We start from the raw sequence: 15,406 nt of genomic DNA, 5'->3' as shown, positions 1-15,406 counted from the left end.
CCCCACCTCCCCCCCCCCCCCCCCCCCCCCCACCCACCCCCCCCCCCCCCCCCCCCCCCCCCCCCCTCCCCCCCTCCCCCCCGCCCCTGTGTCGTACGTCGTATACGAATACGAAAAGCAGGTGAGCGGGTCAGCGCATCTTTCCGCCGCGCGGCATCTTCATGCCCTTGGGCATCGGGCCCTTCGGCAGCGGCATGTTGCTCATGAGGTCACCCATGGCGCGCAGCTTGTCGTTCACCTGGGTGATCTGCGGGCCGGCCAGCACGCGCGGCAGCTTGAGCAGGGTGGTGCGCACCTTCTTGAGCGGCACCTCGCCCTCGCCCGTGCCCACGATGAAGTCGTGCACCGGCACGTCCGGCATGATCCGGGCCAGCTTCTTCTTCTCGTTCGCGAGCAGCGGCTTCACGCGGTTCGGGTTGCCCTCGGCGATCAGGACGACACCGGCCTTGCCGACAGCCCGGTGGACGATGTCCTGCTGCCGGGTCATCGCGACGGCCGGGGTGGTCGTCCAGCCCCGTCCCACGTTGTCCAGCACGGCCGCGGCCGCGCCCGGCTGTCCCTCCATCTGCCCGAAGGCAGCCCGCTCGGCCCGTCGCCCGAAGACGATCGCCATCGCGAGGAACGCCACCAGGAAACCCAGGATGCCCAGGTAGACCAGTTGGTCGATCAGGAAGCCGATCGCGAGAAAGACACCGAAGGTGACGATTCCCACGCCCGCGACGATCAGACCGACCTTCGGGTCGGCCTTGCGCGTCATCTTGTACGTCAGGGCGATCTGCTTCAGTCGCCCGGGGTTCGCAGCAGTCTCTGCGTTTGACTTCCTCGCCATAGAGCGAAGTTTACGTGGCCTGCGGGGTTCGGGTGGCCGCGGCCTCAAGTACGTGTTCGGTTTCGACCCGGTCCTTGGCCCTGCGGCGGTCTTCGAGGACCGCCGTCCAGGCATTGCGGCGGGCGCCGCTCATCAATACGGACTCGATGCCGCGGAAGGCATCGGAGAGCGACGGGAGGGCGATGGCGCGTACGGGCGCGGCCTGCATGATGTCGATCCCTTCACGATGCTCACCCCTGCGCGGCGTGAGCGGTGTGTGCGGTGCGTGGACCAAGCGTCACTGACTGGTGTTACCAGGGCATGACCGGTCGGTCAAATGTGATGGACACATCGCACACGACTGACGCGGCCCGCCGGGCTCTTCCCTCGGAAAGAGCCTAGGGGCCGCGTCAGTGCGGTATTACTCGTTAGTAGGAGTTTGTGCGCGACTTCACACGGTGGCGCGCTTCTCCATCGCCTGCTGGTAGAGGCGACCGGCGCGGTACGAGGAGCGGACCAGCGGACCGGACATCACACCGGAGAAGCCGATCTCCTCGGCCTCCTTCGCCAGCTCCACGAACTCGGCCGGCTTCACCCAGCGCTCGACGGGGTGGTGCCGCGGCGAGGGCCGCAGGTACTGGGTGATGGTGATGAGCTCGCAGCCGGCCTCGTGCAGGTCCTTCAGGGCCTGCGAGACCTCTTCGCGCTCCTCGCCCATGCCGAGGATCAGGTTCGACTTGGTGACCAGCCCGTAGGCGCGGGCCTTGGTGATCACCTCGAGCGAGCGCTCGTAGCGGAAGCCGGGGCGGATCCGCTTGAAGATCCGGGGCACCGTCTCGACGTTGTGCGCGAAGACCTCGGGGCGGGAGGCGAAGACCTCCTCCAGCAGCTCGGGGACCGCGTTGAAGTCGGGGGCCAGCAGCTCGACCTTGGTGTGGCCGCTCTCGCGGCCCGCCGTCTGCTGGTGGATCTGGCGCACGGTCTCCGCGTACAGCCAGGCGCCGCCGTCGGCCAGGTCGTCGCGCGCGACGCCCGTGATGGTGGCGTAGTTCAGGTCCATGGTGACCACGGACTCGCCGACACGGCGCGGCTCGTCACGGTCCAGCGCCTCGGGCTTGCCCGTGTCGATCTGGCAGAAGTCACAGCGCCGGGTGCACTGGTCGCCACCGATGAGGAAGGTGGCCTCGCGGTCCTCCCAGCATTCGTAGATGTTCGGACAACCGGCTTCCTGGCACACCGTGTGCAGTCCTTCGCCCTTCACCAGGGCCTGCATCTTCGTGTACTCGGGACCCATCTTCGCCCGGGTCTTGATCCACTCGGGCTTGCGCTCGATGGGGGTCTGGCTGTTCCGGACCTCCAGGCGCAGCATCTTGCGTCCGTCGGGTGCGACTGCGGACACGACCGGCTCCCTGTGACTTCGATTGTTCGGCGCCCACCAGGGTACGCCCGTAATTTCGTACGCTCTTACGTCGGCCAACCTGCGAGGGGCCGACCGCATTCCCGGGTCGCTAGCCGCCCACGACCGGCTCTGTTTCACGGGGCCGCAGCTCCGCGTGTTCCAGTACGTCCTTCAGGTGCCGCTCGACGACCGGCAGCACCTCGGCGATGGTGATCTCTCGGCCCAGTTCGTACGAGAGCGAGGTCACACCGGCGTCCCGGATGCCGCAGGGGACGATCCGGTCGAACCAGGTGTTGTCCGGGTTCACGTTGATCGCGAAGCCGTGCATCGTGACGCCCTTGGCGACCCGGATGCCGATGGCGGCGAGCTTGCGGTCCTCGCGGCGCTGGCCGGCGTTGGAGGGGGCGTACTCGGGGCCATTGAGCCGCGCGTCGAACTCGTCGTCGTGCATCCGCGGGTCGAGGTCCAGGGAGAGGCCGCCGATCGTCGGGCGCTCCTCCACCGGGTCTCCGAGGACCCAGACGCCGGAGCGGCCCTCCACGCGGGTGGTCTCCAGGCCGAAGTCGGCGGCGGTGCGGATCAGGGCCTCTTCGAGGCGGCGCACGTGCGCGACCACGTCCACCGGCCGCGGCAGCTTCATGATCGGGTAGCCGACAAGCTGGCCCGGGCCGTGCCAGGTGATCTTGCCGCCGCGGTCCACGTCCACGACGGGCGTGCCGTCGAGCGGGCGCTCACTGGGGTCGGTGCGCCGGCCCGCGGTGTAGACCGGCAGGTGCTCCAGCAGCAGGCAGGTGTCCTCGACCTCGTCGGCGAAGCGGGCCGCGTGCACCCGGCGCTGTTCCTCCCAGGCCCGGGTGTACTCGACGGATTCCGGCCCGAAGCCCAGATGGACAAACCCAAGCTCAGCCACCGCAGCGCCTCCTCGTCGAACCTGCTGTGTGCACGTACTTCACTGAGCAAGAGTACGGCGACCCGTGCGGGCTCCTTCAGGGCCCCGGCGAGATCTCCTGCGGCGAGGTCTCCTGCGGCGGGGGCCACGGCAGCTGCTTCGGCCGGCGCCGGCCCTTCGGCGGCCGGTCCGGGTCCTCGTCCGCGCGCGGCAGCCGCCGGTGGCCCTCCGAGTGGTCGTTGACCCAGCCGCACACCCCGCACGCGTACCGCCCGTCGAGCCCCGCGATGTAGGTGCCGCAGCGCCGGCACTCCGCCTCGGTCAGTTCGGGCGCGGGCAGCGGAGCGGTGGATTCGGTTCGCTCCTCGGGGAGGCGCGCCCGGTGGGGCCGAGGGGTCATGGGCCGCAGCCTATGCGGGCGGAGGGGGGCGGTCCGTAAAGGGCCCTACCCATTCTGCACACGATCGGATGAATGTGGGGCAGAGAGGGCGGCATGGGCGGAGTTCGCCGCTACATTCACGCCGTTCACAGGGCCGGGACTCCGGTCCGTCACGTCAGGAGACCGTGGAGCCGATGACGGAACGACCTGCCCAGCGCGTCCCCAACCGGCAGCTCGCGGCGCTGATCGCGGAAGCCGGGTTCTCCAACGCCGGGCTCGCCCGCCGCGTCGATCAGCTCGGCCTGGAACACGGTCTCGATCTGCGGTACGACAAGACCTCCGTGACCCGGTGGCTGCGCGGGCAGCAGCCGCGCGGGACCACCCCCGCGCTGATCGCCGAGGTGTTCACCCGGCGCCTCGGGCGGCGGCTCTCCGCGCAGGACCTGGGCCTGGACGCCTGTGCGCCCGTGTACGCGGGGCTGGAGTTCGCGGCCACCCCGGAGGAGGCCGTGGACATCGCCAGCGGGCTCTGGCGCAAGGACTCCGGCTCCCACGCCGAACTACGGAAGATCGCCTTCACCCCGGCCGGGCTGGTCGTGCCCAGCCGCGACTGGCTGATCGGGCGGGCCGACGAGCGGGTGGGCCGGGGCGCCCAACCGGCGACACCGTCGGCGTCGGCCCGCGTCCCGGCGCAGGGGCGGGCCTCGGTCCCCCGCCAGCGGCAGATCGACCGGGGGCCGGGGCAGCGGGTGACGGCCGGGGACATCGCGGCGTTGCGGTCGGTGAGCGAGCTGTTCCGGACCCTCGACCACGCCTACGGCGGCGGGCACGCCCGCCAGGCTCTGGTGCGTTACCTGGAGCACGAGGCCGAGCCGATGCTCCGCGGCACCTACGGGGAGACCACCGGGCGCCGGCTGTTCTCGGCCGCCGCCGACCTGACCCGGCTCGCGGGCTGGACCTCGTACGACATCGCCGCGCACGGGCTCGCCCAGCGGTACTTCGTGCAGGCCCTGCGGCTCGCGCAGGCGGCCGCCGACCGCCCCTACGGCTCGTACGTGCTGGTCACCATGAGCCGGCAGGCGGTCTACCTCGGCCACGGCCGCGAGGCGGTGCAACTGGCCCGGGTGGCGCAGCAGGGCGTCGGCTCCGGCCCGCCGCCGGTGGTGCAGGCGCTTCTCCATTCGGCGGAGGCCCGGGGGCACGCGGTGCTCGGCGAGGTCCGCGCGTCGACGGCCTCGCTGGTGCGGGCCGAACGGGCGCTGGGCGCGGCCCGGCCGGGGGACGACGTACCGCACTGGGCGCGGTACTACGACGAGGCGCAGCTGGCGGACGAGTTCGGGCACTGCCACCGGGACCTCCAGCAGTACCGGGCCTCGGCGCAGCACGCGGAGCGGTCCCTGCAGCTGAGGGCGCCGGGGTACGCGCGGTCCCGGCTGTTCTGCCGGGTGGTGCTGGCCACGGCCCGGCTGGGGCTGGGCGAGCTGGACCAGGCGTGCGCGCTGGGCGCGGAGGCGGCGCAGCAGGCGATGGAGATGCGGTCGGTGCGGGCGGTGGAGTACGTACGGGACTTCGAGCGGCGGCTGGAGCCGTACCGGGACGCGTCTGCCGTGCGGAGCTATCGCGACCGGGTGGCGGCGTTGTCGTGACCCTGCGGGTCGGCTGCCGGGGGGCTCTGCCCCCGGGCGGGGCTGGAACTGCCCTGGGGGCGATCCAGCCCCGCCCGTTCTCAGGCCGCGACCGGAAGTGCCGGCTCCGCGGCGGTGGGCAGCGGGATGCCGAAGTCGCGCAGGACGGCGCCGGTGGCCCGGCGGGCGGAGTGCAGGGCCCCCTGCACGGTGTTGGTGTCGCGGTGGTCGCCGCACACGTACAGCCCGGCCAGCACCCGGACGGGGCGCCGCAGGTCGTGCGGCGGAGGCATGGCGGGGACGGCCTCCGGCGTGTGGTGGACGGCCAGCAGCTCCCAGTCCCGGGTGGTGGTGTCGTAGAGCCGGGCGAGGCGCGAGGCGACCGTACGCACCGGTGGCGGCGGGCCGAGCACCGTGGTGGTGACCAGGCTCCGGCCGGCCGGGGCCCGCGTCGGGTCGACCGCGCTCATCACGGCGGTGTGGGAGACGGGCCACTTGGGGTCCCCGTCCAGGAGCAGCGAGCCGTCCCGGGGCAGGGGGGTGGCGGTGGCGTGGTGCAGGACGGTGACCTCGTGGAAGCCGGGCACGCGCAGGCCGGGCAGCAGCTCGGCGGCGGCGCGGGCTCCGGTGGCGAGGAGCACGGAGCGGCAGCGGAAGTCGCCGTGCTCCTCGGTGGTGACCAGATTGGTCGCCACCGACCGGACCCGGACCCCGGTCCGGACGGTGCCGGGCGGCAGGCCGGCGGCGAGCAGGCCGGGCAGGGCCGCCGCGCCGCCCTCGGGCACGGCGAGGCGGCCGCGGGCGAAGGTGCGCAGGGCCAGGTCGGCGACCCGGCTGGAGGTGGTCAGCTCCGGGTCGCGGAGCAGGGCGGCGAGCAAGGGCCGCAGCACCCCGTTGAGGGTGCGCGGCGGCAGCCCGCGCGAGCGCAGCGCGGCGTGCGCGGTGCGTTCGGGCCGGGCGAGAAGTTTGTCCTCGGGCAGGGCGGCGAGCCGGCCGAGGGCGGCGCTGAGCCGGGCCTGGTCGAGGGAGCCGCTGGCCAGGGCGCGGGCCGGGGTGAGGGCCCCGGCCCGCAGCTGTTTGCCGTCGGTGTGGACCAGGACCCCGGGCGCGAACGGGCGCAGGGTCAGGGCCCGCAGGCCGGGAGTGCGTTCGAGTTCCGTGTAGGAGGTGTTGAGCAACTGGCCGGTCCGGTCCAGCCGGAACCCGTCGGCCGACACGGTGGCCATCCGTCCGCCGGGGTCGTCCGCGGCCTCCAGGACGGTGACCGTGACCCCCGCTGCGATCAGGTGTCGCGCGGCCGCGAGTCCCGAGACTCCGGCTCCTACGATGACGACGTCCGCATGGTGTGCGGCATGGTGTGCGCTGCTGAGCACGTGCCCCTCCCCGAGGTCGGCGCGGCTGTGTGGGGATCCTCCTTCCCTCAACCGGCTCCACGGGAACCCCCGTCAGGCGGGGTATTACGGTCAACTCCGGTCGCACGACGGTCGCATTCGGGTCACGAACGGTCGCACGGTGGTCGCACGCCGATCCACGCGGCCTACGCGGCCCTCAGTGGATCCACGGGGATCCACGGGGATCGGCGTGCGATCCATCGGATCTCAGAGCGCGGCGCGGATGGCCTGCTCGATACCGGGGTCGCGGAAGACGAAGCCGGACTCCAGCAGCCTGGTGGGCCGGGCCCGCTGACTGCCCAGCACGTCCTCGGCGAACTCCCCGAGCACGATGCGCAGGGCCACGGCCGGTACGGGCAGCAGCGCGGGCCGGCGCAGCACGCGGGCCATGGCCGCGGTGACCTGGCGGTTGGTCAGCGGCTCGGGGGCGGTGAGGTTGACCGGGCCTTCGATGCCGGGGGTGTCGATGAGGTGGCGCAGGGCCGCGACCTCGTCCCGCAGCGAGATGTACGGCCAGTACTGGTGACCGTTGCCGAGCCGGCCACCGATACCGGCGCGGAAGACGGGGAACATCCGGCCCCATGCCCCGCCCTCGCGGGCGACGACCAGGCCCGTACGGGCGAACACGGCCCGGATCCCGGCCTCCTGGGCGGGGCGCGCGGCCGCCTCCCACTCCACGCAGACCGAGGGCAGGAAGCCCTGTCCGGCGGGGGCGTCCTCGTCCACGGGCCGGTCGCCGGTGTCGCCGTAGTAGCCGACGGCGGAACCGCTGACCAGGACGGCGGGCGGCCCGTCGAGGGCGGCGAGGGCGCGGGCGATCGCGGCGGTGCCGAGCACCCGGCTGTCGCGGATCTCCCTCTTGTACGCGGCGGTCCACCGTCGGTCCCCGACCCCGGCCCCGGCCAGGTGCACGACGGCCCCGCAGCCGGCGAGCCCGTCGGGGTCGACGTACCCGCGCGCCGGATCCCACCGCGCCTCGTCCGCCCCGGCGGGCTCCCGCCGCACGAACCGCACCACCTCGTGCCCGTCCGCCCGCAGGGACCGCACGAGTGCACTGCCGATGAGCCCGGTGGAACCGGTGACCGCGATACGCATGCCCCCATCCTTTCCGATCCGGCCACGCCGGGCACAGCCGGGCACAGCCGGGCATATCCAGCCCCGCCGGCGTTTGAGGCGCGGGGTACGGGGCGGAGCCCCGATCTTTCACCCCGGCCGGGCACACCGGGCTCCGCCCCAGAGCCCGCGCCTCAAACGCCGGCGGGGCTGGTAGAGGGCTCGATGGTCAGGCCGTGCCGATCCAGGTGCCCACCGCGTAGGTCACCGCCATGGCCAGGGCCCCGCCCGCGACGTTCCGGCCGACCGCCCGGGCCGCCGGCGCCCCGCCGAGCCGCGCACTGACCACCCCGCACAGCGTGAGCGCACCCAGCACCGCCACCACCGTCACCGGCACCCGCTCCGACGGCCCCGGCAGGACGATCGCCAGCAACGGCAGCAGCGCCCCCACCGTGAAGGCGATCAGGCTGGCGAAGGCCGCGTGCCACGGATTGGCCAGCTCGTCGGGGTTGATCCCGAGCTCCACCCGGGCGTGGGCCCGCAGCGCGTCCCGCTCCGTCAGCTGCTCGGCGGCCTCCCGGGCCACCGTCCGGCTCAGGCCGCGCGCGGCGAGCAGATCGGTGAGTTCGTCGAGCTCCGCCTCCGGCTCCTCGGCCAGTTCCCGGCGTTCCAGGGCCAGCGCGGCCCGTTCTGAATCCCGCTGGGAGCTGACGGAGACGTACTCCCCCGCCGCCATCGACAGCGAGCCCGCCAGCAGCCCCGCGACACCCGCCGCAAGGATCGCCGTGCGGGAGGTGGTGGCCCCGGCCACGCCGACCACCAGGCCCGCCGTGGAGATGATCCCGTCGTTGGCGCCGAGCACGCCCGCGCGCAGCCAGTTGAGCCGCGTGCTGATCTCCGCGCTCGCCAAACCGTCGCCCGCACCGTGCGCCTCGACGTGCGCCGGACCGGGCGTCTTCCCCGAGCCTTCGTTCCCCGTCACGCCACCACTGTCGTGGCACGGGCCGCGCGAAGCCACCCGGCGGGCCGGTCCGGGGTGCGCGGGCAGCGCCCCCGTACCAGGGTGGAGGGGTGAGACGCGGACGCGAGGAGCCGGGCTGGCTGCGCGGGGAGCCGCCGCCGCGCTGGGCCCGCATCGCGCCCGCGGTGGCCCTGGTGGCGCTGGTGTTCGCGCAGCGGGCCACGCCCGGGGACGTGGAGCTGGGGTACTTCCTGGCGGGGCTGCCCCCGGTGGCCGCCTTCGCGTACGGGGCGGGCGGTACCGCGATCTTCGCCGCCCTCGTCCTCCTGCTGCTGGGAGTGCCCGACCTCGGCATCGCCAACGCCCGGGGCACGGACCTGGCCACCGTGGCCACCGTCGGGCTGCTCAGCGTGGTGATCGCCTGGGTCCGGCGACGCCGGGACGCCCAGCTGGTCAGCGTACGCACGGTGGCGGAGGCCGCTCAGCTGGCGGTACTGCCGCCGGTACCGGAACGGGTGGGCCCGGTGCGCTGCTCGGGCCTCTACCGGGCGGCGCAGCGCGGCACGCTCGTCGGCGGCGACCTGTACGACGTACGGGCCGGTCCGTACGGGGTGCGGGCGCTGGTCGGGGACGTGCAGGGGCACGGCCTGGCGGCGGTCGCCACGGTGACGGCGCTGCTCGGGGCCTTCCGCGAGGGCGTGCTCGACGACGCCGGGCTGGGGGCGGTCGCGGCCCGGCTGGACCGGCGGCTGCTGGCGGACGCGACGGCCGCCTCCGTCGAGCACCCGGAACTCTTCGCGACGGCGGTCCTGCTGGAGTTCCCGCCCGGGCTGGGCCTCGTACGGATCGTGTCGTGCGGGCACCCGCCGGTCCTGCGGCTGCGCGGGGCGGCGGTGGAGGAGCTGGCCGTGGAGCCGGGCCCGCCCCTGGGCCTGGGCCTCGCGGGTCCGAGCCCGCCGCTGGTGGCGGAGCTGCCGGTGGGACCGGGCGACCAGCTGCTGCTGCACACCGACGGCGTGACGGAGGCCCGGGACGCGACGGGGCACTTCTACCCCCTGGCCGCCCGGGTGCCCGTCCTGGCGCGGGACCCGGCGGGCCTGGTCCGGGCGGTGTGGCGGGACCTCGCGGCCTTCACGCACGGCGGCCCGCGCGACGACGTGGCCCTGCTGCTGCTCTCCCTGGACGGGTCGGCAGGTCTCCCCGAACGGCCGTGAGCCCCGAAAGCCCCGACCGCTCGCAGTCGGTCGAGGCCCCCGGCGTGTGGTGAGAAGCGAGGAGCGAGGAGCCGTCAAGCCCGTTACGACTCCTCGATGAACGCGCGCACCATCTTGCAGGTGACATTGGACGGCCGGTGGATCCCCGTCCGGACGGCCATCGTCCGGATCTTCCGGTTGGTGGCGCGCCGAGCGTCATACGTCCCCGAGTCGAGCAGGGATATCGCCAGCCGCATCGCCTTCAGACGGCGGTTGTGGCTCTCGTACCACTCGCGGGGCAGCCCCGCCGGCAGCGGCTTCTTCTTGACGTGCTGAATGGTGGTGGCAGTGGCCATCTACAGCCTCCCAAACGGTAGTTGGCGTCCTGTCGTTCTCCCTCGATTTTACTGGGGACCACTGACAGAAGCCCCTGGCCAGACAGGCCCTGGGTAGGGTTGGCGCCATGGAGATCTGGATCAATCCCGCCTGTTCCAAGTGCCGCGGCGCGCTGGCCCTGCTGGACGCGGAAGGCGCCGAGTACACCGTGCGCCGCTACCTGGAGGACGTGCCCTCCGAGGACGAGATCCGCGAGGTGCTCGGCCGGCTCGGGCTCGAGCCGTGGGACATCACCCGTACCTCGGACCCGCTGGCCAAGGAGACCGGCGTACGGGAGCTGCCGCGTGAGGAGACCGACGCGGCACGCGGGCTCTGGATCGCCCACCTGGCCGCGCACCCGAAGCTCATCCAGCGGCCGATCATCACCGCCGAGGACGGCACGGCCGTGGTCGCCCGTTCCGAGGAGGCCGTCCGCGACGCCCTGTCCCGCAAGGGACCTGCCTGATCAGGCCACCGCGGCGAGCCGCCGGGCGATCTCGTCGGCCGCCGTCAGCGGCAGCGCGTGGTGCGAGACACCGGGCAGTACGTCGACGCGCGCGCCCGGCAGCGCCTCGCGCGCGACCCGGGCGGCGCGGTCGGCGTCGTGGCAGCGGGCGTGCTCGGCGAACAGCACGTCGATCCGCACGCCGCCCGGCAGCTCGGCCAGAGCGGCGAGGTCCGGGCGCGGCCCGGTGACCGGCCGGGCGGCGGGAAAGCCGGCGCTCTCCTCCTGCAGTCGCAGCCAGGCCGGATCGAGCGCGGCCCCGCGGGTCTCCCAGGCGAGGAAGGAGCGGACCCGCTCGGGGGTCGGCCGCAGCAGCATGGGCAGCGCGCGCAGTACGTAGCCGGGGCGCAGCCCGGCGAAGACCTGGGTCGGGTCGAGCAGGACGAGGCGGTCGAGCCGGGCGGGCCCCCGCGAGGCGTGACGGGCGGCGTCGTGAGCGGCGTGACGGGCGGCGTAATGGGCGGCGATCCAGGCCCCGTACGAGTGCCCGGCGAGGGCCACCGGCCCGTGCGGGACGAGCCCGTCGAGGACCGCGTCGAGCCAGCCGGTCAGGTCCCCGGCGTTCCGGATCGCCCGCCCGGCCGCCGGGACGCTGAGCCCGGGGTCCCCCACCAGGTCCACGGCGTGCACCCGGTGGCCGCGGGCGGCTCCGGCGGCGGCGCTGGCGCCCCACACGGTGGAGGTGGACCCGCCGCCGGGCAGCAGCACCAGCGGTGGGGCGCCAGCCGGACCGCAGCTGTTGACGCGGGTGAGCCCGTACGGGGTGGGCAGGTCGACGGACTCGACGGGCCCGGGCCACCGGCCGAGCACCTCGTCGTACGCGGTACGGAAGGAAGAGGTCCGGAACATGGCCGACTCCAATGCCTCGCTGGGCGATAATCTCGCTCAGCGAGAGATGTTATGCGGGAGGCGATGTGGACGACAACCGGGAATCCCGGAATCCGGAAGAGCCCGAGAACCTGGAACTGGTGCACCTACTGCGGGCGGTGACCGTCGAGTTCGGCCTGCGCCAGGCGGAGTTCGCCGCCGCCAACGGCATGCACCTCACCGACGTACGGGCCCTGATCTGCCTGCTGGACGCGGCCCGCGCGGACGAGCCGGCCACGGCGGGCCTGCTCGGTACCCGGCTCGGCCTCAACTCGGCGGGCACCACCGCCGTGATCGACCGGCTGGAACGGCTCGGCCATGTGGCGCGCATCCGCGACGACCGCGACCGGCGCCGCATCCTGCTGCGCGTGACGCCGGAGGCGGTCCGCCTGGGCCGCGAGTTCTTCGGGCCGCTGATCGACGGGGTGCTCAGGGTGCTGGACGCCTTCGATCCGGCCGAACGGGACACCGTCCGCCGCTTCCTGACGGCCACCCACGCTGCCCTCGCACCGGAGCCGCGCGTCGTGGCGAACGCGCTCATCAAGTGATCAGGCGGGGAGCTGCGCCTCCGCCTCGGCCAGGATCTCCGTCAGCCGGGCCCCGAACTCCACCCCGCGCGGGTCCGGCACGCCGCTGCGGGCCGCGGTGAGCAGCGCGTCCAGGGCGCGCCCGTAGGCGCCCGGTACGTCGCTCCAGCCCGGCAGCTCGTACACGCCCTCGGTCCCGCGCAGTTGCAGTCCCACCCCGGCCGCCTCGCGGGGCGCGCCCAGGCTGAGCACGGCGGTGCTGGCCGCGCCGGAGGCGTGCCGCAGTGCCAGCTGGACCACGTCGGAGGGGCCCCGCGTGGCGCTGACCGCGGTGACCTCGCCGAGGATCGGGATCAGGACGGAGAGCGCGTGCGGGCCGACGTCCCACAGGCCGCCCTTGGACCTGCGCCAGGGCGAGTCGGCGTACGCGCTGGGCGCCCCGTCGGGCGGGAAGACGGCGCCGAGCCAGTGCGCGGCCGCGGTGAACCAGCCCGGGCGCCCGGCCTGTTCCGTGACCCAGCCCGCGGTGGGCTCGGCGAAGCGCAGGGTGAGGAAGACCACTGAGGCGACCCGGTGGCGGGCCACCGCGTCCGCGACGGCGCGGGCGTCCTCGGCCGTCGTCGCGACCGGCTTGTCGAGCAGCAGGTGGCAGCCGGCGGCCGCGGCGCGCACGGCGAGCGGGGCCTGTACGTCGGGCGGCAGGGAGAAGGCCACGGCGTCACAGTCGGCGAACAGCTGGTCGGGGTCTTCGTACACCTTCACGCCGTACGCGTCCGCCAGCTCGGCCGCCGCCTCGGGCCGGCGGCCCCACACGCCGGCGAAGTCGGAGCCGGGGTGTGCGGCGAGGGCGGGGGCGTGGGTGCGGTGCGCCCAGGGGCCGGTGCCGAGCAGCCCGACCCGGGGGCGGGGGCCTGCGGCGGCCTGACCGGCGGCGCTCTCGACGGCACGCTCGGCGGGATCTCCGGCACGATCTCCGGCGGGGTTCAAATCAGACGAGATGCTCACGCGGCCAGTCTGCCCCACCCGGACGCAGGGGCCGCCACCAACCCGCTGGCGGCCCGCACAAGCCACCCGACCTGCGGCGCAAACCTCGGTAACACGGGGTTCACACGCGGGCAACGGAAGAGAAATCGCGGGCGGGCACGCTGCGGTCATCACCGCAGCGATGAAGCAGCGACCAGCAGCACCCGCAGAGTCTGAGGATGGGGCCCGTGAGCTACAAGGCTGAGTACATCTGGATCGACGGCACCGAGCCGACGGCGAAGCTTCGCTCCAAGACGAAGATCCTCGGCGACGGCGACGCGCTGCCGATCTGGGGCTTCGACGGATCGAGCACGAACCAGGCCGAGGGCCACGCGTCCGACCGCGTCCTCAACCCGGTCTTCTCCTGCCCGGACCCGATCCGCGGCGGCGAGAACGTCCTCGTGCTGTGCGAGGTCCTGAACATCGACATGACCCCGCACGAGTCGAACACCCGCGCGCTGCTGCGTCCGGTCGCCGAGAAGTTCGCCGCTCAGGAGCCGATCTTCGGCATCGAGCAGGAGTACACCTTCTTCGACGGCACCCGCCCCCTGGGCTTCCCGGTCAACGGCTTCCCGGCCGCGCAGGGCGGCTACTACTGCGGCGTCGGCTCGGACGAGATCTTCGGCCGCGAGATCGTCGAGAAGCACCTGGACCACTGCCTCGCGGCGGGCCTGAGCATCTCCGGCATCAACGCCGAGGTCATGCCCGGCCAGTGGGAGTTCCAGGTCGGCCCCGTCGGTCCGCTGGAGGTCTCCGACCAGCTGTGGATCGCGCGCTGGCTGCTCTACCGCACCGCCGAGGACTTCAACGTCTCCGCGACGCTGAACCCGAAGCCGGTCAAGGGCGACTGGAACGGCGCGGGCGCGCACACCAACTTCTCCACGAAGGCGATGCGCGAGGACTACCGCGCGATCATCTCCGCGTGCGAGGCGCTGGGCGAGGGCAGCAAGCCGCTCGACCACGTGAAGAACTACGGCGCCGGCATCGACGAGCGCCTGACGGGTCTGCACGAGACCGCCCCGTGGAACGAGTTCAGCTACGGCGTCTCGGACCGCGGCGCGTCGGTCCGCATCCCGTGGCAGGTGGAGAAGGACGGCAAGGGCTACATCGAGGACCGCCGCCCGAACGCGAACGTGGACCCGTACGTGGTGACCCGCCTCATCACGGACACCTGCTGCGCGGGCCTGGAGAAGGACGGCCTCGTCTAGGCTCCCCGCCTGCCGGTGGCCGCGCGCCGCTGACGGCCCGCCAGTCACACCGACACACCGACACACCGATACACCGGCACTCCGACGCCCGCCGAGCCTTCCGAGGCCCGGCGGGCGTTGTCGGTGCCGTGTGGCACGGCTGCGCCTGGGCTGCGGAGTTCCTTTCGACCGGAATCGGCAGGGCCGGGGGCTGAATATGAGATTCCGCTCCACTGTGTGAGACGGGCTCTGCCTCGGGGACACGACATCTGCTTGAATGGTGGTCATGGCCAGCCATTCGCACACCTCGTCAGGTCGCAGCGACCTCGAGCCGTTCTGGCCGTCCCGTCAGGATCATGATTTCGACCGGGAGTGTTGCCGCGCGAAGAACGCGCCGGCCCTCTAAAACCTCCGGGACCACCACCTGCCCGACCTTCCCGAGGCCTTCGGTCTGCGCGGTACGACACCGATGACACCCGTACGCACGTACGACGTACGCACGTCTCCTGCCGTCCACTCCGCGTGAAAGAGCTGACCACTCATGGCGAACACCCGCTCCCTCACTTCCGCCGCCCCCGCCGCGACCGCCGCTTCCCTGCCCCGTCCACCCGGTCCGCGCCACCGGCTGCGTGCCGTGGACCGGGACGAGGTGGCCCGGGTCGTGGACCTGCTCCCGCCCGGGGCCACTTGGCTGCCCGCGCCCCCGCACACCCTCCCGGCGCTACCGGGCCAGCCGCCGATGGTCGGCTACCTGGTCCTCGTACCGGCCGACCAGCAGCCGCCGATCGCCTTCGCCCCGCAGCCCGTGGCGGCTGCCGTCACATCGGCTGCCTCCGAGACCCCGGCCCCGGCGGGCGACCCGGGCGACCCGGGCGACGGGCTGGTCCGCGTCGACGCGGCGCGGCGCACGGCCGAGGTCGACGGCCGGGTGCTCGACCTCACGTACCTGGAGTTCGAGCTGCTGGCCCATCTGGTGGAGCACCCGCACCGGGTGCACAGCCGGGACCAGTTGGTCACCACGGTCTGGGGCTACGGCCACGTCGGCGACGGCCGGACGGTGGACGTCCACATCGCCCGCCTGCGCCGCAAGCTGGGCGCGTCGCACCGCGGTGCGATCCAGACGGTGCGCCGCGTGGGCTACAAGTACGCCCCCTGACCGGCCCGGGTCGATGTCGACCTGACGACGACCCGACGACGGTGGGCCCGTACTCCTCGGGGGAGTAC

At 73.4% G+C, this 15,406-nt stretch carries 17 protein-coding genes; 6 read left to right on the top strand and 11 right to left on the bottom strand.

Annotation, left to right across the window (positions count from 1 at the left end):
* Positions 1 to 130 precede the first annotated feature (130 nt).
* The 5 genes from ACZ4TV_RS06855 to ACZ4TV_RS06835 form a co-directional block, all read right to left on the bottom strand.
* Positions 131 to 829, bottom strand: coding sequence for a DUF4191 domain-containing protein (locus ACZ4TV_RS06855; RefSeq protein ID WP_468131440.1), 699 nt, complete (start codon positions 827 to 829; stop codon positions 131 to 133).
* 10 nt (positions 830 to 839) lie between these two features.
* Complete coding sequence (locus ACZ4TV_RS06850; protein ID WP_468131438.1) at positions 840 to 1,037, bottom strand: SCO2195 family GlnR-regulated protein; 198 nt, start codon at positions 1,035 to 1,037, stop codon at positions 840 to 842.
* Between the two features lie 222 nt (positions 1,038 to 1,259).
* Positions 1,260 to 2,207 carry a lipoyl synthase gene (gene lipA, locus ACZ4TV_RS06845; protein WP_401180528.1) on the bottom strand — a complete coding sequence of 316 codons (948 nt, stop codon included), beginning with the start codon at positions 2,205 to 2,207 and terminating at the stop codon, positions 1,260 to 1,262.
* A 109-nt stretch (positions 2,208 to 2,316) separates the two neighbouring features.
* Positions 2,317 to 3,117 (bottom strand): lipoyl(octanoyl) transferase LipB, encoded by an 801-nt coding sequence (gene lipB / locus ACZ4TV_RS06840; protein ID WP_468131435.1) that lies wholly within the window; start codon positions 3,115 to 3,117, stop codon positions 2,317 to 2,319.
* 76 nt (positions 3,118 to 3,193) lie between these two features.
* Entirely contained in the window at positions 3,194 to 3,496 is a 303-nt protein-coding gene (locus ACZ4TV_RS06835; RefSeq protein ID WP_468131433.1) for a hypothetical protein, read from the bottom strand.
* A 173-nt stretch (positions 3,497 to 3,669) separates the two neighbouring features.
* Here ACZ4TV_RS06835 and ACZ4TV_RS06830 point away from each other — a divergent pair, with 173 nt between their 5' ends.
* Positions 3,670 to 5,121 (top strand): regulator, encoded by a 1,452-nt coding sequence (locus tag ACZ4TV_RS06830; RefSeq protein WP_468131431.1) that lies wholly within the window; start codon positions 3,670 to 3,672, stop codon positions 5,119 to 5,121.
* Positions 5,122 to 5,201: 80 nt separating this feature from the next.
* Here ACZ4TV_RS06830 and ACZ4TV_RS06825 read toward each other — a convergent pair whose 3' ends face one another.
* From ACZ4TV_RS06825 to ACZ4TV_RS06815, 3 genes are all read right to left on the bottom strand, one after another.
* Positions 5,202 to 6,473 carry an NAD(P)/FAD-dependent oxidoreductase gene (locus ACZ4TV_RS06825; RefSeq protein ID WP_468131429.1) on the bottom strand — a complete coding sequence of 424 codons (1,272 nt, stop codon included), beginning with the start codon at positions 6,471 to 6,473 and terminating at the stop codon, positions 5,202 to 5,204.
* Positions 6,474 to 6,698: 225 nt separating this feature from the next.
* Entirely contained in the window at positions 6,699 to 7,586 is an 888-nt protein-coding gene (locus ACZ4TV_RS06820; RefSeq protein WP_468131427.1) for a TIGR01777 family oxidoreductase, read from the bottom strand.
* A gap of 187 nt (positions 7,587 to 7,773) precedes the next feature.
* Positions 7,774 to 8,526 carry a VIT1/CCC1 transporter family protein gene (locus tag ACZ4TV_RS06815; protein WP_468131425.1) on the bottom strand — a complete coding sequence of 251 codons (753 nt, stop codon included), beginning with the start codon at positions 8,524 to 8,526 and terminating at the stop codon, positions 7,774 to 7,776.
* Between the two features lie 89 nt (positions 8,527 to 8,615).
* On the opposite strand from ACZ4TV_RS06815, the gene ACZ4TV_RS06810 reads away from it, so the two are divergent.
* Positions 8,616 to 9,719 (top strand): PP2C family protein-serine/threonine phosphatase, encoded by a 1,104-nt coding sequence (locus ACZ4TV_RS06810; RefSeq protein ID WP_468131423.1) that lies wholly within the window; start codon positions 8,616 to 8,618, stop codon positions 9,717 to 9,719.
* Positions 9,720 to 9,802: 83 nt separating this feature from the next.
* Here ACZ4TV_RS06810 and ACZ4TV_RS06805 read toward each other — a convergent pair whose 3' ends face one another.
* Positions 9,803 to 10,054 (bottom strand): hypothetical protein, encoded by a 252-nt coding sequence (locus tag ACZ4TV_RS06805; protein ID WP_468131421.1) that lies wholly within the window; start codon positions 10,052 to 10,054, stop codon positions 9,803 to 9,805.
* A gap of 107 nt (positions 10,055 to 10,161) precedes the next feature.
* Between ACZ4TV_RS06805 and ACZ4TV_RS06800 the strand changes: the two genes are divergently transcribed.
* Positions 10,162 to 10,539, top strand: coding sequence for an ArsC/Spx/MgsR family protein (locus tag ACZ4TV_RS06800; RefSeq protein ID WP_468131419.1), 378 nt, complete (start codon positions 10,162 to 10,164; stop codon positions 10,537 to 10,539).
* Here ACZ4TV_RS06800 and ACZ4TV_RS06795 read toward each other — a convergent pair whose 3' ends face one another.
* Positions 10,540 to 11,427, bottom strand: coding sequence for an alpha/beta fold hydrolase (locus ACZ4TV_RS06795; protein WP_468131417.1), 888 nt, complete (start codon positions 11,425 to 11,427; stop codon positions 10,540 to 10,542).
* A 65-nt stretch (positions 11,428 to 11,492) separates the two neighbouring features.
* Between ACZ4TV_RS06795 and ACZ4TV_RS06790 the strand changes: the two genes are divergently transcribed.
* Positions 11,493 to 11,993 (top strand): MarR family winged helix-turn-helix transcriptional regulator, encoded by a 501-nt coding sequence (locus tag ACZ4TV_RS06790; protein ID WP_468131415.1) that lies wholly within the window; start codon positions 11,493 to 11,495, stop codon positions 11,991 to 11,993.
* On the opposite strand, the gene ACZ4TV_RS06785 is transcribed toward ACZ4TV_RS06790, so the two are convergent.
* Positions 11,994 to 12,863: a Gfo/Idh/MocA family protein gene (locus tag ACZ4TV_RS06785; RefSeq protein ID WP_468131473.1), complete on the bottom strand. Its 870-nt coding sequence runs from the start codon at positions 12,861 to 12,863 to the stop codon at positions 11,994 to 11,996.
* Positions 12,864 to 13,183: 320 nt separating this feature from the next.
* On the opposite strand from ACZ4TV_RS06785, the gene glnII reads away from it, so the two are divergent.
* Both glnII and ACZ4TV_RS06775 read left to right on the top strand, forming a co-directional pair.
* Positions 13,184 to 14,203, top strand: a complete 1,020-nt coding sequence (gene glnII, locus ACZ4TV_RS06780; RefSeq protein WP_468131413.1) for a glutamine synthetase — start codon at positions 13,184 to 13,186, stop codon at positions 14,201 to 14,203.
* 520 nt (positions 14,204 to 14,723) lie between these two features.
* A complete protein-coding gene (locus tag ACZ4TV_RS06775) occupies positions 14,724 to 15,338 on the top strand; it encodes a winged helix-turn-helix domain-containing protein (protein WP_468131411.1) in 615 nt (204 codons plus the stop codon).
* Positions 15,339 to 15,406: the final 68 nt, after the last annotated feature.

The sequence above is a fragment of the Streptomyces sp. NPDC028910 genome, from assembly GCF_055564955.1.
Note: the sequence above shows the minus strand (reverse complement) of the source record. Positions and strands in the feature narration are given on the sequence as shown.